The organism is Klebsiella sp. CTHL.F3a, assembly GCF_019890895.1.
Lineage (GTDB): Bacteria > Pseudomonadota > Gammaproteobacteria > Enterobacterales > Enterobacteriaceae > Klebsiella > Klebsiella grimontii.
In genome coordinates, this window is the sequence record NZ_CP082360.1 from 1,833,154 (window position 1) to 1,851,297 (window position 18,144).

An 18,144-nucleotide genomic window follows, 5' to 3' on the forward strand; every position below is an offset into this window, starting at 1 on the left:
ACATAAAAGAAATAAATACAACATCTACCTCCCTACCTGCTCTGAGGCATAACCATGACTCAACGACTTGAACTACAAAAACTACTCAATGCCGCGCCGGTCGGCGCCCGACAATGGCGCGTGATTATCTGCTGTTTCCTGGTGGTCATGCTCGATGGTTTCGATACGGCGGCGATTGGTTTCATCGCCCCGGATATCCGTAGTCATTGGCAACTCACCGCCGGTGACCTCGCGCCGTTATTTGGCGCAGGGCTGCTGGGCCTGACCGCCGGGGCGCTGCTCTGCGGTCCGCTCTCCGACCGCTTTGGCCGTAAACGGGTAATTGAGTTCTGCGTCGCTCTATTCGGCCTGTTCAGCCTGCTTTCCGCGTTTGCCCCCGATCTACAGATGCTGGTGTTCCTGCGTTTCCTGACCGGGCTCGGCCTCGGCGGCGCGATGCCTAATACCATTACCATGACCTCGGAATATCTGCCTGCCCGGCGGCGTGGGGCGCTGGTGACCCTGATGTTTTGTGGATTCACACTCGGCTCGGCGTTCGGCGGCGTGGTCAGCGCGCAGCTGGTCCCGCTGATTGGCTGGCACGGCATTCTGGTTCTCGGCGGCGTTTTACCGTTGACGCTGGCGGTGGCGCTGATACCGCTGCTTCCCGAGTCTCCGCGCTGGCAGATCCGTCGCCAGCTCCCGCAAGCGGTGATAGCCAAAAACGTTGGCGCAATAACCGGCGAACGCTATACCGATACCCATTTCTGGCTTGATGAGCCTGCCGCAGCGGCGAAGGGCAGCATCAGCCAGCTGTTCGCCGGGCGTCAGCTGGCCATCACCTTAATGTTATGGGTGGTGTTCTTTATGAGCCTGTTGATTATCTATCTGCTCTCCAGCTGGATGCCGACGCTGCTTAACCATCGGGGGATTGATTTACAGCACGCTTCGTGGGTCACCGCCGCCTTCCAGATTGGCGGTACCTTCGGCGCCTTGCTGCTCGGCGTGCTGATGGATCGCTTCAATCCCTATCGGGTGCTGGCGCTGAGCTACGGCCTGGGGGCGGTGTGTATCGTCATGATTGGCCTGAGCGAGAACGGCCTGTGGCTGATGGCGCTGGCGATTTTCGGCACCGGGATTGGCATCAGCGGTTCGCAGGTCGGCCTCAATGCGTTAACCGCCACTCTGTATCCCACCCAAAGCCGCGCGACCGGTGTGAGCTGGTCAAACGCGGTCGGCCGCTGCGGCGCCATCGTTGGCTCGCTCTCCGGCGGCGTGATGATGGCGATGAATTTCTCTTTTGACACCCTGTTTTTTGTTATCGCAGTACCGGCCGTCGTTAGCGCCGTGATGCTTGTCCTGCTGACGCTTGCCGTCCGCAACCCAACATCTGTACCTGCCGCGTTGCCTTCTGCGGGCATCGTGAATAAATAAGGAGAACGCTCATGACTCAATCTTCAATGGAAATCAATAAAGATCGTCAGCAGTACTATCAGCATATTTCCGGGCAAAACCTGACGCCGCTTTGGGAATCCCTGCACCACCTGGTGCCGAAAACGCCGAACGCCACCTGCGCCCCGGCCTACTGGAATTATCAGGAGATTCGTCCGCTGCTGATGAAAAGCGGCGAGCTGATTGGCGCGAAAGAAGCGATACGCCGCGTGCTGGTGCTGGAGAACCCGGCGCTGCGCGGACAGTCATCGATTACCTCATCGCTGTATGCTGGTTTACAGCTGATCATGCCCGGAGAGGTAGCGCCGAGCCATCGGCACAACCAGTCGGCGCTGCGCTTTGTCGTGGAAGGCGAGGGGGCGTTTACCGCCGTTGATGGCGAACGCACCGCCATGCGCGCCGGGGATTTTATTCTGACTCCGCAGTGGCGCTGGCACGATCACGGCAACCCCGGCAATGAGCCGGTGGTCTGGCTCGATGGTCTCGACCTGCCGCTGGTGAACTATTTGGGCTGCGCTTTTGCTGAGGATTACCCGGAAGATCAGCAGCCGGTGACCCGCAAGGAGGGAGACTACCTGCCGCGCTACGCCGCCAATATGTTGCCGCTGCGCCATCAGGTGGGTAACTCTTCGCCCATCTTTAACTATCGTTACGACCGCAGTCGCGAAGCGCTGCACGACCTGACGCGAATGGGCGATGCCGACGAGTGGGACGGCTATAAAATGCGCTACGTCAATCCGGTTACCGGCGGCTATCCGATGCCGTCGATGGGCGCTTTCCTGCAGCTGTTACCGCAAGGGTTTACCTCACGCGCGGCGAAAACCACCGACAGCACTATCTATCATGTGGTGGAAGGTAGCGGCCAGGTCACCATTGGCGAACAGACCTTCACTTTCCAGGCAAAAGATATCTTCGTGGTGCCGACCTGGCACGCCGTCTCTTTTAACTCTGCCGAAGATACCGTGTTATTCAGCTTTTCGGACCGTCCCGTGCAGGAAGCGCTCGGCCTGTTCCGCGAAGCGCGTTATTAAAAATGAAGAATAAGGAATCCATCATGACTCAATACGTTTTTGCCCCCCAGGCCCCGATTAGCGTTCCAGTTGTCGGCAGCGATGAGCAGTTTCCGGTGCGCCGCGTTTACTGCGTGGGCCGCAACTATGCCGCCCACGCGCGTGAAATGGGCTTTGACCCGGATCGTGAACCGCCGTTTTTCTTCTGTAAGCCAGCCGATGCGGTGGTGCCCGTCGCCGCGGGAGAAACGCTGAACCTGCCGTATCCGACGCAAACCGATAACTATCACTATGAAATTGAGCTGGTGGTGGCGATTGGCAAACAGGGAAGCGATATCCCGCAGGAGCAGGCCCACGAGTATATCTGGGGCTATGCCACGGGGCTGGATATGACCCGCCGCGATCGCCAGATGGAGATGCGCCAGATGGGCCGTCCGTGGGAGATTGGTAAAGCTTTTGACCTTTCCGCGCCGATTGCGCCGCTGCACAAAGCGGATACGGCGGACGTGAACCAGGCCGGAATTTGGCTGCAGGTGAACGGGGAAGATCATCAGCGCAGCGATATTCGCCACCTGATCTGGTCGGTCAATGAAACCATCAGCTATCTTTCCGGCTTCTTTGAGCTGCAGCCAGGCGATCTGATTTTTACCGGCACGCCGGAAGGCGTCGGCGCGGTGGTGAAAGGCGATGTGATCACCGGCAATGTAGAGGGTCTGACGCCAATCGCCGTGCGTGTGGTGTGAGGTGAATGATGAAGCTGTACAGTTTTTTTAATAGCTCGGCGTCATATCGCGTGCGGATTGCGCTGGCGCTGAAGGGCATTGACTACCAGAGCGTGGGGGTCAACATCCGCATTGGTCAGCAGAACGCGCTGGAATACCGGCGGCTGAATCCGGTTGGCCTGGTGCCAACGTTGATCACCGATGATGGCGAATCTCTCGGCCAGTCGCTGGCGATTGCCGACTGGCTGGATCGGCACTATCCGCAGCCGCTGCTGCTGCCTCAGGACGACAGCGCGCGGATGCGGGTGCTGGAGATTGTTTACGCCATCGCCTGCGATATTCACCCAATAAACAACATGCGCGTTTTACGCTACCTTGGCGACGAACTGAAGGTAAGCGAAGAGGATAAAAAGCGCTGGTATGCGCACTGGATCCAGCAGGGATTCAGCGCCGTCGAGCAGCTATTGCGCCACGCGAAATCCGGCGATTTTTGCGTGGGCGATGCGCCTACCCTGGCGGACTGCTGTCTGGTACCGCAGTGGGCCAACGCCTTGAGGATGGGCTGCGATCTCAGCCACTATCCACGCTGTCAGGCGGTCTATGACGCCTGCACCCGGCTGCCGGCGTTTATCGCCGCTGCGCCGGAAAACCAACAAGATAAGATCCCGGCTTAGGAGGCAACATGGCAAAAGTAATGCGAGCAATCATTGTCGGCGGTGGGATTGGCGGGGCAGCTACCGCTCTCTCTCTGGCGCGCCAGGGCATCAAGGTCATGCTGCTGGAAAAGGCCCATGAAATCGGCGAAATCGGCGCCGGGATCCAGCTTGGCCCTAACGCGTTCTCGGCGCTGGACAGCCTCGGCGTCGGCGAAGTCGCCCGTCAGCGTGCGGTCTTTACCGATCATATCACCATGATGGATGCGGTCAACGGTGAAGAGGTGGTGCATATTGAGACCGGACAGGCGTTCCGCGACCATTTTGGTGGGCCGTATGCGGTGATCCACCGGGTAGACATCCACGCCACCGTCTGGGAAGCCGCGCTGACCCATCCGGCTGTCGAGTATCGCACCTCGACGCAGGTGGTGGATATCCGCCAGACCGCCGATGACGTGACGGTTTTTGATGATAAAGGCAACAGCTGGACGGCGGATATTCTGATCGGCTGCGACGGCGGTAAGTCTGTGGTGCGCCAAAGCCTGCTGGGCGATTCGCCGCGGGTCACCGGCCACGTGGTCTATCGTGCGGTCGTCGATGCCGCCGACATGCCGGATGATTTACGCATCAATGCGCCGGTGCTGTGGGCCGGTCCGCACTGCCACCTGGTACATTACCCGCTGCGCGGCGGCAAGCAGTACAACCTGGTGGTGACCTTTCACAGCCGGGAAACAGAAGAGTGGGGCGTGCGCGACGGCAGTAAAGAAGAGGTGCTCTCCTACTTTAAAGGTATCCACCCGCGTCCCCGGCAGATGCTGGATAAGCCGACCTCCTGGCGCCGCTGGTCCACCGCCGACCGCGAGCCGGTAGAGAAATGGGGCAACGATCGTATTACGCTGGTCGGCGATGCCGCGCATCCGGTGGCGCAGTATATGGCCCAGGGGGCCTGTATGGCGCTGGAAGATGCGGTGACGCTGGGTAAAGCGCTGGCGCAGTGCGACGGCGACGCCGCCCGCGCTTTCGCGCTGTATGAGTCGGTTCGTATTCCGCGTACCGCGCGGATCGTCTGGTCGACGCGTGAAATGGGGCGGGTCTATCACGCCGCCGGCGTTGAGCGCCAGGTACGCAACCTGCTGTGGAAAGGCAAAACCCAGAGCGAGTTTTATCGCGGCATCGAGTGGCTGTACGGCTGGAAAGAGGATAACTGCCTGGAAGCACGTTAAGCGGCTTTGCATTTCCCGGGTCGCAAACAGAGGTGACCTTGTAGCCCGGCTAAGCGCAGTGCAAGCCGGGAAGCAGCAGAGCCGCGGCAGGGAAAACCGATATTGGCCCCTTTCAACCCGCATCCAGAGGCGCTAACATAGCGCCTCTTTTTTCCGGGCAATGAAAAAACAATATGCGTGTACTACTGGCGCCGATGGAAGGCGTGCTCGATTCGCTGGTGCGCGAGCTGCTGACCGAAGTGAATGATTACGATCTCTGCATCACTGAATTCTTGCGCGTGGTGGATCAGCTCCTGCCGGTAAAATCGTTCTACAGACTGTGTCCGGAACTGCATAACAACAGCCTGACGCCGTCCGGCACCCGCGTGCGCGTGCAGCTGCTCGGGCAGTATCCGCAGTGGCTGGCGGAAAACGCCGCTCGCGCGGTCGAGCTCGGTTCCTGGGGCGTTGACCTCAACTGCGGCTGCCCGTCAAAGCTGGTAAACGGCAGCGGCGGCGGGGCGACGCTGCTTAAAGACCCTGAGCTTATCTATCGCGGCGCGAAAGCGATGCGCGAGGCGGTTCCCGGCCATCTGCCGGTCACGGTAAAAGTACGGCTTGGCTGGGACAGCGGCGAGCGGCGATTTGAAATTGCCGATGCGGTCCAGCAGGCCGGAGCCAGCGAGCTGGTGGTGCACGGTCGCACCAAAGAGGACGGCTATAAAGCGGAGCGCATCGACTGGCAGGCCATTGGCGAAATCCGTCAGCGCCTGACTATTCCAGTGGTGGCCAACGGCGAAATCTGGGACTGGCAAAGCGCCCAGGATTGCCTGGCCGCGACCGGCTGCGCCTCGGTGATGATTGGTCGCGGCGCCCTGAACGTTCCAAACCTGAGCCGGGTGATAAAATATAACGAACCGCGTATGCCCTGGCCGCAGGTGGTCGAACTGCTGCAAAAATACACCCGTCTGGAAAAGCAGGGCGACACCGGCCTTTATCACGTCGCGCGTATCAAACAGTGGCTGAGCTATTTGCGTAAAGAATACCTTGAGGCTGCTGAGCTGTTCAGCGCGGTACGCACCCTACAGGATTCAACCAGCATTGCGCGCACGATTAACGACTGGCGTAGCTAAACTATCTGACCGGCATCACATTTTTTAGCTTGTCCCATTGAGATTACCCGGCGGACAGTGAAATACTCACTACCGATTGTTACTGCTCCGGCAGGCAAAACCTGATTTCCTGGCATCCGTCGGGGTCAGGTTTTTTTGTTTTTGGGGTTCATATGCAAATCGCCAAAGTACTTAATAATAATGTAGTGGTGGTTGTTGATGAGCAGCAGCGCGAACAGGTAGTCATGGGCCGAGGGCTTGCCTTTCAAAAACGCGTTGGTGACTCTCTTGATGAAAGTAAAATTGAAAAGGTCTTCGCGCTACAGAGCGATGAACTGGTTGGCCGTTTAGGTGAATTACTCAGTCAAATACCGTTAGAAGTGATGACGACCTGCGATCGGATCATCGATCTGGCGCGCGGTCGTCTCGGTAAGTTACAGGATAGTTTGTACATTACCCTGACCGACCACTGCCACTTTGCGATTGAGCGGCAGAAGAAGGGCATCGCCATTCGTAATGTGCTGCTGTGGGAAATAAAGCGGCTGTATCCGAAGGAATTTGAGTTAGGGCAGGAGGCGCGGGCGATCGTCAGCAAACGGCTCGGGGTTGAACTGGCCGAAGATGAAGCGGGTTTTATCGCCCTGCATCTGGTCACGGCGCAGCTCAACAGCGAAATGCCGGAAGTGATGCACGTGACCCGGGTCATGCAGGAGATCCTGCAGCTGGTGAAGTATCAGCTGACGCTGAACTACGACGAAGAGTCGCTGAGCTACCAGCGCTTTGTCACCCATCTCAAGTTTTTCGCCCAGCGTATGCTGACGCGAACGGTGGTTGAAGATGATGATGTGACGCTGCACAGCGCGGTAAAGGATAACTACCCTAAAGCGTGGAAGTGTGCGGAAACCGTCGCCCGGCACCTGCAAAAGAGCTATCAGCGGCCGCTGACGACGGAAGAGATTATGTTTCTCGCCATTCATATTGAACGGGTGAGAAAAGAGGGACGCTAAGCGCCGATCGGGCCTGGCGCATAGCTCCCACTCTACAACTGGATTGTTACTGCATTACGCAGGCAAAACCTGAGCGCAACGCCTACACGGCGTTGTTCTCGGGTTTTTTTATTTTTAATACTCAGTTAACGATGCCTGCGGGCAGCGGAAGTAAGGAAAAACAGCATGGAATATAAAGCACTCGCGCAGGATATTCTCACTCGGGTAGGCGGCAGAGAGAATATTGTGAGTCTGGTTCACTGCGCTACACGGCTGCGTTTTAAGCTCAAAGATAGCAAGAAGGCGGATGCCGAAGGACTGAAGGCGAACCCTGGCGTCATTATGGTCGTCGAAAGCGGCGGCCAGTTTCAGGTGGTTATCGGTAATCACGTGCACGATGTCTGGCTGGCGGTGCGCGGCGAAGCCGGCCTGACGGATGACAGTGAGCCGGTGGCGGTAAAAGGCGAAAAAGTGTCGATTATCGGCCAGCTTATCGACATTGTTTCCGGTATTTTCACCCCGTTTATCGGCGTCCTGGCGGCCTCGGGGATCCTCAAAGGCTTGCTGGCGCTGGCGGTGGTTTGCGGCTGGTTAACGACGCAGCAGGCAACCTACAAAATCTGGTTTGCCGCCAGCGATGCGCTGTTCTTCTTTTTCCCGCTGTTTCTCGGCTATACCGCAGGCAAGAAATTTGGCGGCAACCCCTTTATTACCATGGTGATCGGCGGCGCGTTAACCCATCCGCTGATGATTCAAGCGTTTGACGCCAGCATGGCGCCCGGCGCCGCGACGGAGTATTTTCTCGGCATTCCCGTGACCTTTATCAATTACAGCTCCTCGGTCATTCCGATTATCCTCGCTTCGTGGGTCAGCTGCTGGATTGAAAAACGCAGCAACGCGATACTGCCTTCCTCAATGAAGAACTTCTTCACGCCGGCGATTTGCCTCGCCGTCGTCGTACCGCTCACGTTTCTGATTATCGGCCCCGTAGCCACCTGGCTGAGCCAGCTGCTGGCCAATGGTTATCAGTTTATCTATCAGGTTGCGCCCTGGCTTGCCGGCGCGGCGATGGGGGCGCTGTGGCAGGTATGCGTTATCTTCGGCCTGCACTGGGGATTGATACCGTTAATGATTAACAACCTCGCCGTGCTGGGCCATGATTCGATGATGCCGATGCTGCTGCCTGCGGTGATGGGCCAGGTGGGCGCCGCGCTGGGGATTTTCCTGCGCACTCGCGATGCGCGGCAAAAAGTGCTGGCGGGTTCTGCGGTTTCCGCCGGGATCTTCGGCGTGACCGAGCCGGCGATTTATGGTCTGAACCTGCCTTTACGCCGTCCCTTTATCTTCGGCTGCGTTGCTGGCGCCATCGGCGGCGCGATGGTTGGTTTTAGCGACAGCCACGTCTACTCTTTTGGTTTCGGTAACATTTTCACGCTGGCGCAAATGATCCCGCCGGAGGGCATTGACGCTACGGTGTGGGGCGGCGCGGCGGGGATGTTTGCCTCGTTAATCATCGCCTGCGTACTCACCCTCGTCGCCGGACTGCCGCGCAGCAGCGCTGAGCAGGCTGCGGTTGTCGTGGCTCCGGCCTCGGAAAACGATATCCTGGCGCCGATGACCGGCAGCGTTCTGGCGCTGGATCAGGTGCCTGACAGTACCTTCGCCAGCGGTCTGTTGGGCAAGGGCGTGGCGATTATTCCCTCAGTGGGCAAGGTTATCGCGCCGTTCTCGGGCGAAGTCGCTTCCATTTTTCAAACCAAACACGCCATCGGTCTGCTGAGTGACAGCGGCATTGAGCTGCTCATCCACGTTGGCATCGACACCGTTAAGCTCGATGGCGTGCCGTTTACCGCCCATGTAAAAGAGGGCGACAAAATCAAAGCGGGCGACCTGCTGCTGGAGTTTGACCGCCAGGCGATCCTGGACGCCGGCTTTGATCTGGCGACGCCCATTATTATCAGCAACAGCGATGATTATCGTGCTCTCGACATGGTCTCCGCCAGCGCGGTGGAAGCCGGTCAGCCGCTGTTGTCTATAACCCGTTAATCACAGGAGAGAGATGAATGAAGAGATTCCCGCAGGCGTTTTTATGGGGCGGCGCGACCGCGGCAAATCAGGTCGAAGGCGCTTATCTGGAAGACGGGAAGGGATTAACCACTTCTGACGTCCAGCCGCGCGGCGTATTTGGCGATGTGGTAGAGCGCGTACCCGGCGATAGCGGCATTAAGGATATCGCCATCGATTTTTACCACCGTTATCCGGAAGATATCAGCCTCTTTGCCGAGATGGGCTTTAACTGCCTGCGCGTATCAATTGCCTGGGCACGTATTTTCCCTAACGGCGATGAGGCGCAGCCAAACGAAGCCGGGCTGGCCTTTTACGATAAGCTGTTTGATGAAATGGCGAAGCACAATATTACTCCGCTGGTGACCCTGTCCCACTATGAGATGCCGTGGGCGCTGGTAAAAAACTACGGCGGCTGGGGCAATCGCAAAGTGATTGGCTTCTTCGAGCGCTATGCCCGTACGGTGTTTGAGCGCTACCAGGCGAAGGTCAAACTGTGGCTGACCTTCAATGAAATCAATATGTCCCTGCACGCGCCGATGACCGGCGTCGGTCTGCCGGCCGACAGCAGCAAAGCGGAAGTCTACCAGGCTATTCACCATCAGCTGGTGGCGAGCGCGCTGGCGGCAAAGGCCTGTCATGACATCGTGCCAGAGGGCAAAATCGGCAATATGCTGCTCGGCGGCCTGATGTATCCGCTCAGCTGCAAACCGGACGATATTTTTGAAACCCTGCAGCAGAACCGCAGCTGGCAGTTCTTTGGCGATGTCCAGTGCCGCGGCGCTTACCCGGGCTATATGCTGCGCTATTTCCGCGACAACGGCATTAATCTCGAAATAACCGATGCCGATCGCGCCGCCCTGAAAGAGACCGTCGACTTTATCTCCTTCAGCTACTATATGACCGGCTGCGTGACCGCCGACGAAGAGCTGAACAAAAAAGCGCGCGGCAATATTCTCAGCATGGTGCCGAACCCGCACCTGGCAAGCTCGGAATGGGGCTGGCAGATTGACCCGCTCGGTCTGCGCACGCTGCTGAACGTGCTGTGGGATCGCTATCAGAAACCGTTGTTTATTGTGGAAAACGGCCTGGGCGCCAAGGATAAGGTGGAAGCCGACGGCAGCATCAACGACGATTACCGGATCAGCTACCTTAACGACCATCTGGTGCAGGTTCGTGAGGCCATAGAGGACGGCGTTGAGCTGATGGGCTACACCAGCTGGGGGCCTATCGACCTGGTGAGCGCGTCGAAGGCGGAGATGTCCAAACGCTACGGTTTTATCTATGTCGATCGCGACGATGAAGGCAACGGCACCCTGGCGCGCAGCCGCAAGAAGAGCTTCTGGTGGTATAAAGAGGTGATTGCCACCAACGGCGGCAGCTTAAAAGAGTGATTGCTCTGGACAGGTAAAGCGTTAGCTGCCAGCTAATAAAATGCGAGCACGGAAGCTGACATCATTCTTATGGCCCGGATAACCTCCGGGCCATTTTGCGTATTACGCCGGCTTGCGCGCGCGCAGGAGGAAAATCATCGGCCGCTCTTTTTCTTCATCCAGCGCCGGCTGAGCGGCAATCTGCTCCGCCGTCGGTCCCCACTCATCCAGATGCTCGATGATAAAACCGGCGGCGATCAACTGGTTTATCCAGGTGGATAGCTTGCGGTGCTGTTTTTTCACTCCGTCGGCAAACCAGTTGCTGATGCGCTCGCCCTCCTGCTGGTAGTGGCTCACCGGCCAACTTTTCTGTCCGTTCTCATCCACCTGCCAGCCCTGCTGCGGCGGGGCGGTGTAGATGGGATGTTCAGCGGAAAACAGCAGCGTGCCGCCGGGCGTCAGCGCCTGGTAAACGGTGGCGAACAGCGGCGCGACGTCGGGCAGATAGTGCAGCGCCAGCGAGCTATAGACCAGCTCGCAGCTATCGGCGGGCAGGGTAAGCGTCTGGAGATCTTCGCAGCGATAGCGAATACCTTCGCCGTGGGTCATTTCGCGGGCGCGATCCAGCATACGGCTGGAGAGATCCAGCCCGTCCACCTGCACGGCGCCCTGGTCACGGGCCCAGCGGCAAAACCAGCCGTAGCCGCAGCCAAGATCGACGACGCGTAAACCGGATAACGGTGGAAGCATTTGCTGAAGGGTTGGCCACTCAGGCGCGCCTTCCAACCCTTTGACTGAACGGTCGAGGGTGGCGTATCCGGCAAAAAAAGCGGGATCGTCATAGATGTTCTGACTCATTTTCACTCCATGAGAAGTTTATTTTTAGCCTGCTAATAGTTACGGCACACGCTTTACTAAACGGCAAGGATGCAAGTAGCTTAATATACCCGACCTTATTTAATCATCTGACCGATTTCATGAACCTGACTTTGAGCAAACGCGCGTTGGCTGGCCTGCCACTGGTTATCGCGCTGGCGGGCTGCGCGCCATCGCACGATACTGGCAAGCCGCTCCAGCAGCAAACCCCGGCATCCCACGTCGCAATGGAACTGCCCGCCGCCGTGAAAAACGGCTGGCCGCAGAGCAACTGGTGGCAGGATTATCATGACCCTCAGCTCAATAGCCTGATTCAGCGTGCCTTAGCCAACGCCCCGGATATGCAGATTGCCGAACAGCGCATCAGGCTGGCGGAAGCGCAGGCGCGGATGTCGAAGTCTAACCTGGGACCGAACCTGGATTTTTCCGCCGATATCGAACGGCAGAGAATGTCCTCCGAGGGGCTGATGGGGCCGTTTGCCACCGATACCGAGGGCAACACCGGGCCGTGGTATACCAACGGCACCTTCGGACTGACCGCCGGATGGGATCTGGACCTGTGGGGTAAAAACCGCGCGCTGCTTAAAGCGCGCATCGGTGAAGTCAAAGCCCAGGTCGCCGAAGAGGCCCAGACCCGCGAACTGCTGGCCGGCAGCGTCGCCCGCCTTTACTGGCAGTGGCAGACCGAAGCGGCCATTAAAAACGTGCTGACGCAGGTGAAGCAGGAACAAAGTAATGTCGTCACCGTGGATACTGCGCTGTACCAGCGCGGGATCACCAACTCGGCCGAAGGGGCGGAGAACGATATTAACGTCAGTAAAACCGATCAGCAGCTCGCCGACGTAGCGGGTAATATGAAAGAGATCGAAGCGCGGCTGATGGCGCTGACCAACAGCCAGAGCCAGGCGCTGAATCTTCATCCGGCGGATTTACCCGCCGTCAGCGCGCAAATGCCCAGCCAACTGGGCTATGAGCTGCTGGCGCGACGCCCGGACCTGCAGGTCGCGCACTGGTATATCGAGGCTTCATTAAGCGAAGTTGATGCCGCGAAAGCCGCGTTTTATCCGGATATCAACCTGATGGCCTTCTTGCAGCAGGATGCTCTGCATCTCAGCGATCTGTTCCGCCACTCTGCCCAGCAGATGGGCGTCACCGCCGGGCTGACCCTGCCGATCTTTGATAGCGGCCGCCTGAACGCGAACCTGGATATCGCCAGCGCGCAAAACGCCCTGTCGATAGCGAAGTACAACAAAGCGGTGGTCGATGCGGTGAACCAGGTGGCGAAAACCGCCAGCCAGATGGAAACGCTGATGGCGAAAAATCAGCAGCAGCAGCAGGTTGAAAAAGATGCTCAGCGGATGGTCGCGCTGGCCCTGGCGCGAATGAATGCCGGGATCATTTCCGGCTCGCGCGTCAGCCTGGCGAAGCTGCCGGCGCTGCAGGAGCGGATTGCCGCGCTGCGCCTGCACGGCCAGTGGCTTGATGCCAGTATTCAGCTGACTTCCGCGCTGGGCGGCGGATATCATCAGGCGGCGAAGTAGTTCTGTTTCCCCGGCTCGCGCTGCGCTTAGCCGGGCTACAGATTGCGTAGTCCATGGGGTTTGTAGCCCGGATAAGGCGTTTACGCCGCCATCCGGGAACTCTCGTTACTCTTTCTTCTTTGCCTCGCGGCGCTTTAGCCACCAGTGCGCCGCAACCACCAGTGCCACCGCCAGAATCAGCCAGATCCAGTGCTTGAGATGCGCGTCCAGATGATGCAGCCACGGGCCAATCGCTTCGCCGCCGAGATAGCCGAGCGTGGTAAAGATAAGCGCCCAGATAATCGCGCCGAGAATATTCAGCGGCAGAAACACCTTCGGCGGCAGGCGGCTGGCGCCAATCAGCAGTGGGCCGATAACCCGGAAGCCGTACATAAAGCGGGTGCCGATGACAAACAGGTAGGGGCGACGCTGGATCATGCGCTGGGCTTTCTGGATCCGTTTTTTCTGGCGCGCAAACCGCCGCAGGATCCGTCCGCCAAAGCGCCTGCCGAGCAAATAAAGCAGCTGATCGCCAATCATGCCCCCGAGGGCGACCGAAATAACCACCAGCCAGAACTTCAATAATCCCTGATGTGCCGCCACGCCGCCGAGCAGCGTGATGGTTTCGCCTTCCGCCATGCTGCCAATGACCAGCGCCGCGTAGCCGTACTGGGAAATCAGGTTATTGATATCCATATAAAGATTAACTCCATAAAACGTCAGTCCCTTAATCATACACCCTGATGATAAAAATGCGGGGGAAGCGCATTTTTCTCGCTGTACACAAAATAATCTACAAGGTGAATTATACTTGGATCAATGCTGTACCACGCCGTGACAAGGGGGACGCTATGAACCATGTCTGGGGGCTCTTCTCTCATCCTAATCAAGAGATGAGCGTTATTAAAAGTGAAAACGAAACCGTTTCGCATCACTATACGCACCATGTGCTGGTCATGGCGGCGGTTCCGGTTATCTGCGCCTTTATCGGCACCACGCAACTGGGCTGGAACTTCGGCGACGGCACGGTGGTAAAACTGTCGCTGATGACCGGGCTGGCCCTGGCGGTGCTGTTTTATGCCGTCATGCTCGCCGGGGTGGCGGTGATGGGGCGGGTTATCTGGTGGATGGCGCGAAGCTATCCGCAGCGGCCATCGCTTAAGCGCTGTATGGTTTTCGCCGGCTATGTCGCCACGCCGCTTTTCCTCAGCGGGCTCGTGGCGCTCTATCCGCTGGTGTGGCTGTGTGCGCTGGTGGGAACCGTTGCGCTGCTGTATACCGGCTATCTGCTGTATCTCGGTATTCCGACTTTCCTTGGGATCAATAAAGAAGAGGGGCTGAGCTTCGCCAGCTCGACCCTGGCGATCGGGGTGCTGGTGCTGGAAGTGCTGCTGGCTATCACCGTCATTCTCTGGGGATACGGCTATCGACTCTTCTGATTTAACTCATTGCCGGCATAAATAGATTTTTATGTCGGCAATGCAGCATTTGTTCACGATTCTTATTAGCCAGCTCGCGTTCTGACAGGGTATGATGATTTTTGCCAGCGGCGTCATCACCCCAGCGCCGCGGCGTACGTTCATAACGTGCAAAAATACTTTTCAGAATGTTCACGATGACCAAATTTCGAGTTTCTTTGCTCAGCCTGACGTTGCTGCTGGCTGTGCCTTTTGCGCCCCAGGCGATGGCTAAAACTTCCACGGCGATGACCGCCTCCCAGCCGGATATCGCTTCCGGCAGCGCGATGATTGTCGATCTTGCCAGCAAAAAAATCATCTATGCCAGCCAGCCGGATCTGGTTCGCCCGATGGCGTCGATCACCAAGGTGATGACCGCGATGGTGGTGCTTGACGCCCATCTGCCTCTTGATGAAATGCTGACCGTTGATATCAGCCAGACGCCTGAGATGAAAGGGATCTATTCGCGCGTTCGCCTGAACAGCCAAATCAGCCGCCGCAATATGCTGCTACTGGCGCTGATGTCGTCGGAAAACCGCGCCGCCGCCAGCCTGGCGCACCATTATCCGGGCGGCTACGACGCGTTTATTCGCGCGATGAACGCCAAGGCGCAGGCGCTGGGGATGACCCGTACCCGTTACGTCGAGCCCACCGGCCTGTCGATTCATAACGTCTCTACCGCGCGCGATCTGACTAAGCTGCTGATCGCCAGCGAGCAGTATCCGCTGATTGGCCAGCTGAGCACCACCAAAGAAGATATGGCGACATTCGCCCACCCGGCCTACACGCTGCCGTTCCGCAATACCAACCATTTGGTCTACCGCGACAACTGGAATATACAGCTGACCAAGACCGGTTTTACTAACGCGGCGGGCCACTGCCTGATTATGCGGACGGTGATTAATCAGCGCCCGGTGGCGCTGGTGGTGATGGATGCGTTTGGTAAATATACCCACTTTGCCGACGCCAGCCGTCTGAGAACGTGGATTGAAACGGGAAAAGTGATGCCGGTTCCGGCTTCCGCGCTCAGCTATAAAAAGCAGCGTGAAGCGCAAATGGCCGATGCGATGCTGAAAGGCGGCGCGCAGACCGCGCAGAACGATTAACCTCATTTCCCCGGATTACGGCGTAAACGCCTTATCCGGGCTACAGAACTGCGCTGTACCGTAGCCCGGCTAAGCGCAGTGCGAGCCGGGGAATTTTCCCGGCGGCGGCGCTGGCGCGCCTGTCCGGGCTACCGCTTACCCGCGACGCTAAGGGGTTACTCCGGCAGCGTCCAGTCGCCATCGCCGAGCGGGCGCTGCATAATCAAGGTATCCCGCCAGTCGCCCATCTTATAGCCGACGCTGCGCAGCTGACCTGCCACGCTAAAACCGAACTTTTTATGAATCGCGATCGACCCGGCGTTGCTGTGCCCGTCGCCGATAATCGCCAGCATCTGCCGCCACGGTCCCTGTTCGCATTTCGCAATTAACCGCGAGAGTAGGGCGCTGCCGATACCGCGTCCGCCCATTCCCGCTTCAACGTAAATCGACTCTTCCAGCGTGTAGCGATAGGCCGGACGCGGGCGGTAAAAAGTGGCGTAGCAGTAGCCGACGATGGTTCCGCGCCACAGGGCTACCAGCCACGGCAGACCGCTATCGCGCACGGTTTTGATACGCTTGCGCATCTCATCGACGGTTGGCGGGATCTCTTCAAACGAGGCGCGTCCATTGAGTACGTGCCAGACGTACAGCGCGGCGATGGCGTGGGCGTCATCGGGCAGCGCTTCGCGGATCTCTATGTCAGCGTCATGTAGCTTATCCACTGCGGGCATGATGGGTGGGTTCCTTAAACGGGTTTGCCGGAGAGGAGAATTCTCCGGCGTGCAGCGTAATACAGAAGCCCCGGGGCTGAACAGTCCCCCGTGCGGATTATTGCCGTTCGGCGGCGCTTGTCGTTTTATCCGGCGCTTCGCCCCAGTATTTTTGCTTACTGGTTTTACCGATCCCCGGATTCATGCTGTTGGTGGGATCGTTTTCGCGATAGAAGCGTTTTAAGCTTTCCGGCGCTTCATACAGATGGCCGACGTTATGCTCGGCCGGATACTGAGCGCCGCGCTCCTTCAGCAGCACCAGCATTTTCTCTTTCAGTTCGTGGGCATCGACGCCTTTTTTCACGATGTAATCCTGATGGAAAACGTGGCACATAAAGTGGCCGTAATAGAGCTTATGCACCAGTTGGCTATCAATATCGGCGGGAAGATGCTCAAACCACTCGGTGTCGTTACGGCGCAGGGCGATGTCCAGCGCCAGAATATCTTCCACCTCATCGGCGTGAACCGCCTGGTAGCGGATCGCCGCGCCCGCGGCGGCAAAGCGGTGCAGAAAGGCTTTGCTGCCTTCTTCCGCGGTGCAGACGAAGAAATCGCCTTCGGCGTTCTTAAAATATTCCCCGAGCCAGGCCTGGGCTTCTTCGATGCCGTCACCCGCCATCTTCAGCAGCAGATGGTGTTCGTATTTATCGCGCCAGGTTTTCATTCGCTCCGGCAGATGCGCCGGGAAGACGTGACCCAGTTTTTGCATAAAGCGGTCGGTGAAGTGCGGCTTAAACAGCGACACTTTCTCCAGCATCGCGTCGGTACGGCCCTTCATGGTAAAGAAGAACGGCATTTTATCGGTGCCGAGCTTGTCGATCATCAGGAAGGTATCTTTCCCGTACTGCTCGGCGATATCGTAAATATCGCGGTGCATGTACTCGCCTGCCACCGGCAGATGGTTGAATTCGGCGAGAATATGGCGGCGAATTTCGGTAAGCACTTCCGGGCGGTTGGTGCCGATATAGAAGACCTGCTGGCGTTTTTCCGCCGGGAAGGTATCGAGGCGCACGGCGAACACCGCCAGCTTGCCAGCGCAGCCCGAGGATTCAAACAGGCGATCCGGGTCGGCGTTGTAGCGCGCCGGGGTATCGGCATTTACGTCGCGCACGCGGGTGACGTAATCATGATCGTGGGCGTGGCGACCATCGTGGCGGACATCTTCATCTTTAACCCGCTCGTCGTCGAGGCGGCTGAGGATTTGCTCCGGCGTGGCGCCGAGGTCAATGCCGAGGTGGTTCACCAGGCTCAGCTTGCCGTTTTCATCGATTTGCGCGTATAGCGACATTTCGGTGTACGCCGGGCCGCGCTGGACCAGCGAGCCGCCGGAGTTGTTGCAGATCCCGCCGACCACCGATGCCCCGATGCAGGATGAACCAATGACCGAGTGCGGCTCGCGGCCCAGCGGCTTCAGCGCTTTCTCCAGCGAATAGAGCGTCGTGCCGGGATAGGCCAGCACCTGCTCGCCTTTACCCAGCAGATGCAGTTTATCCAGGCGCAGGGTGCTGATAATCACGATATCGCGGTCATAGTCGTTGCCGTTCGGCGTTGAGCCTTCGGTCAGGCCGGTATTCGCCGCCTGCATCAGAATGATTTTGTCGGCGTTGACGCAGGCGCTCAGTACGCGCCACAGCTCCAGCAGCGTACCGGGAAAGACCACCGCCAGCGCGTCGCCCTGGCCGGAGCGGAAGCCTTTACGGTAGCGCTGGGTTTTAGCCGGGTCGGTGAGCAGATGGGACGAGCCGACCAGACGGGTGAGTTCAGCCAGAAAAGCGTTGTTATGGGTTGTTGCAGATGACATGTTCCACTCCTTGTGGTGGTACAAAATTATCAAAAATAAGAATAGCGCTTTGTATGACAATTTGATGCATCAATGTTTCGAA

15 protein-coding genes and 1 pseudogene are annotated in these 18,144 nt (G+C 58.1%); 12 read left to right on the plus strand and 4 right to left on the minus strand.

Features of this window, described 5'->3' with window-relative positions; all coding sequences use genetic code 11:
- The first annotated feature begins 54 nt into the window (after positions 1 to 54).
- From mhbT to K7H21_RS08795, 9 genes and pseudogenes are all read left to right on the plus strand, one after another.
- Positions 55 to 1,413 carry a 3-hydroxybenzoate transporter MhbT gene (gene mhbT, locus K7H21_RS08755; RefSeq protein WP_123829081.1) on the plus strand — a complete coding sequence of 453 codons (1,359 nt, stop codon included), beginning with the start codon at positions 55 to 57 and terminating at the stop codon, positions 1,411 to 1,413.
- An 11-nt stretch (positions 1,414 to 1,424) separates the two neighbouring features.
- Complete coding sequence (gene gtdA, locus K7H21_RS08760; RefSeq protein WP_004122841.1) at positions 1,425 to 2,462, plus strand: gentisate 1,2-dioxygenase; 1,038 nt, start codon at positions 1,425 to 1,427, stop codon at positions 2,460 to 2,462.
- 23 nt (positions 2,463 to 2,485) lie between these two features.
- The gene (locus K7H21_RS08765; RefSeq protein ID WP_112165634.1) at positions 2,486 to 3,184 is read left to right on the plus strand and encodes a fumarylacetoacetate hydrolase family protein; all 699 of its coding nucleotides are present in this window, start codon (positions 2,486 to 2,488) and stop codon (positions 3,182 to 3,184) included.
- A gap of 8 nt (positions 3,185 to 3,192) precedes the next feature.
- Positions 3,193 to 3,837 carry a maleylacetoacetate isomerase gene (gene maiA / locus K7H21_RS08770; RefSeq protein WP_049112284.1) on the plus strand — a complete coding sequence of 215 codons (645 nt, stop codon included), beginning with the start codon at positions 3,193 to 3,195 and terminating at the stop codon, positions 3,835 to 3,837.
- A gap of 8 nt (positions 3,838 to 3,845) precedes the next feature.
- Positions 3,846 to 5,039: a 3-hydroxybenzoate 6-monooxygenase gene (locus K7H21_RS08775; protein ID WP_004122835.1), complete on the plus strand. Its 1,194-nt coding sequence runs from the start codon at positions 3,846 to 3,848 to the stop codon at positions 5,037 to 5,039.
- A gap of 173 nt (positions 5,040 to 5,212) precedes the next feature.
- Positions 5,213 to 6,151, plus strand: a complete 939-nt coding sequence (dusC, locus tag K7H21_RS08780) for a tRNA dihydrouridine(16) synthase DusC (protein ID WP_142481757.1) — start codon at positions 5,213 to 5,215, stop codon at positions 6,149 to 6,151.
- Between the two features lie 152 nt (positions 6,152 to 6,303).
- Positions 6,304 to 7,137, plus strand: a complete 834-nt coding sequence (bglG, locus tag K7H21_RS08785; RefSeq protein WP_004122830.1) for a transcriptional antiterminator BglG — start codon at positions 6,304 to 6,306, stop codon at positions 7,135 to 7,137.
- Positions 7,138 to 7,190: 53 nt separating this feature from the next.
- Positions 7,191 to 9,162 (plus strand): annotated as a pseudogene (gene bglF, locus K7H21_RS08790) (PTS beta-glucoside transporter subunit IIABC).
- A gap of 17 nt (positions 9,163 to 9,179) precedes the next feature.
- Positions 9,180 to 10,574, plus strand: a complete 1,395-nt coding sequence (locus tag K7H21_RS08795) for a glycoside hydrolase family 1 protein (protein WP_142471439.1) — start codon at positions 9,180 to 9,182, stop codon at positions 10,572 to 10,574.
- 102 nt (positions 10,575 to 10,676) lie between these two features.
- Here K7H21_RS08795 and K7H21_RS08800 read toward each other — a convergent pair whose 3' ends face one another.
- Entirely contained in the window at positions 10,677 to 11,411 is a 735-nt protein-coding gene (locus K7H21_RS08800; RefSeq protein ID WP_049112290.1) for a class I SAM-dependent methyltransferase, read from the minus strand.
- 119 nt (positions 11,412 to 11,530) lie between these two features.
- Between K7H21_RS08800 and mdtQ the strand changes: the two genes are divergently transcribed.
- Entirely contained in the window at positions 11,531 to 12,970 is a 1,440-nt protein-coding gene (mdtQ, locus tag K7H21_RS08805; RefSeq protein ID WP_004122822.1) for a multidrug resistance outer membrane protein MdtQ, read from the plus strand.
- 105 nt (positions 12,971 to 13,075) lie between these two features.
- Here the strand turns inward: mdtQ and K7H21_RS08810 are convergent, their stop codons facing one another.
- A complete protein-coding gene (locus K7H21_RS08810) occupies positions 13,076 to 13,645 on the minus strand; it encodes a DedA family protein (RefSeq protein ID WP_004122820.1) in 570 nt (189 codons plus the stop codon).
- Positions 13,646 to 13,800: 155 nt separating this feature from the next.
- Between K7H21_RS08810 and K7H21_RS08815 the strand changes: the two genes are divergently transcribed.
- Both K7H21_RS08815 and pbpG read left to right on the plus strand, forming a co-directional pair.
- Positions 13,801 to 14,388, plus strand: a complete 588-nt coding sequence (locus K7H21_RS08815) for a Yip1 family protein (protein WP_004122818.1) — start codon at positions 13,801 to 13,803, stop codon at positions 14,386 to 14,388.
- Between the two features lie 176 nt (positions 14,389 to 14,564).
- Complete coding sequence (gene pbpG / locus K7H21_RS08820; RefSeq protein WP_004122816.1) at positions 14,565 to 15,512, plus strand: D-alanyl-D-alanine endopeptidase; 948 nt, start codon at positions 14,565 to 14,567, stop codon at positions 15,510 to 15,512.
- A 155-nt stretch (positions 15,513 to 15,667) separates the two neighbouring features.
- Here the strand turns inward: pbpG and K7H21_RS08825 are convergent, their stop codons facing one another.
- Together K7H21_RS08825 and dld are read right to left on the minus strand one after the other, a co-directional pair.
- Positions 15,668 to 16,222: a GNAT family N-acetyltransferase gene (locus K7H21_RS08825; protein WP_004122814.1), complete on the minus strand. Its 555-nt coding sequence runs from the start codon at positions 16,220 to 16,222 to the stop codon at positions 15,668 to 15,670.
- A 97-nt stretch (positions 16,223 to 16,319) separates the two neighbouring features.
- Complete coding sequence (dld, locus tag K7H21_RS08830; RefSeq protein ID WP_004122812.1) at positions 16,320 to 18,062, minus strand: D-lactate dehydrogenase; 1,743 nt, start codon at positions 18,060 to 18,062, stop codon at positions 16,320 to 16,322.
- Positions 18,063 to 18,144: the final 82 nt, after the last annotated feature.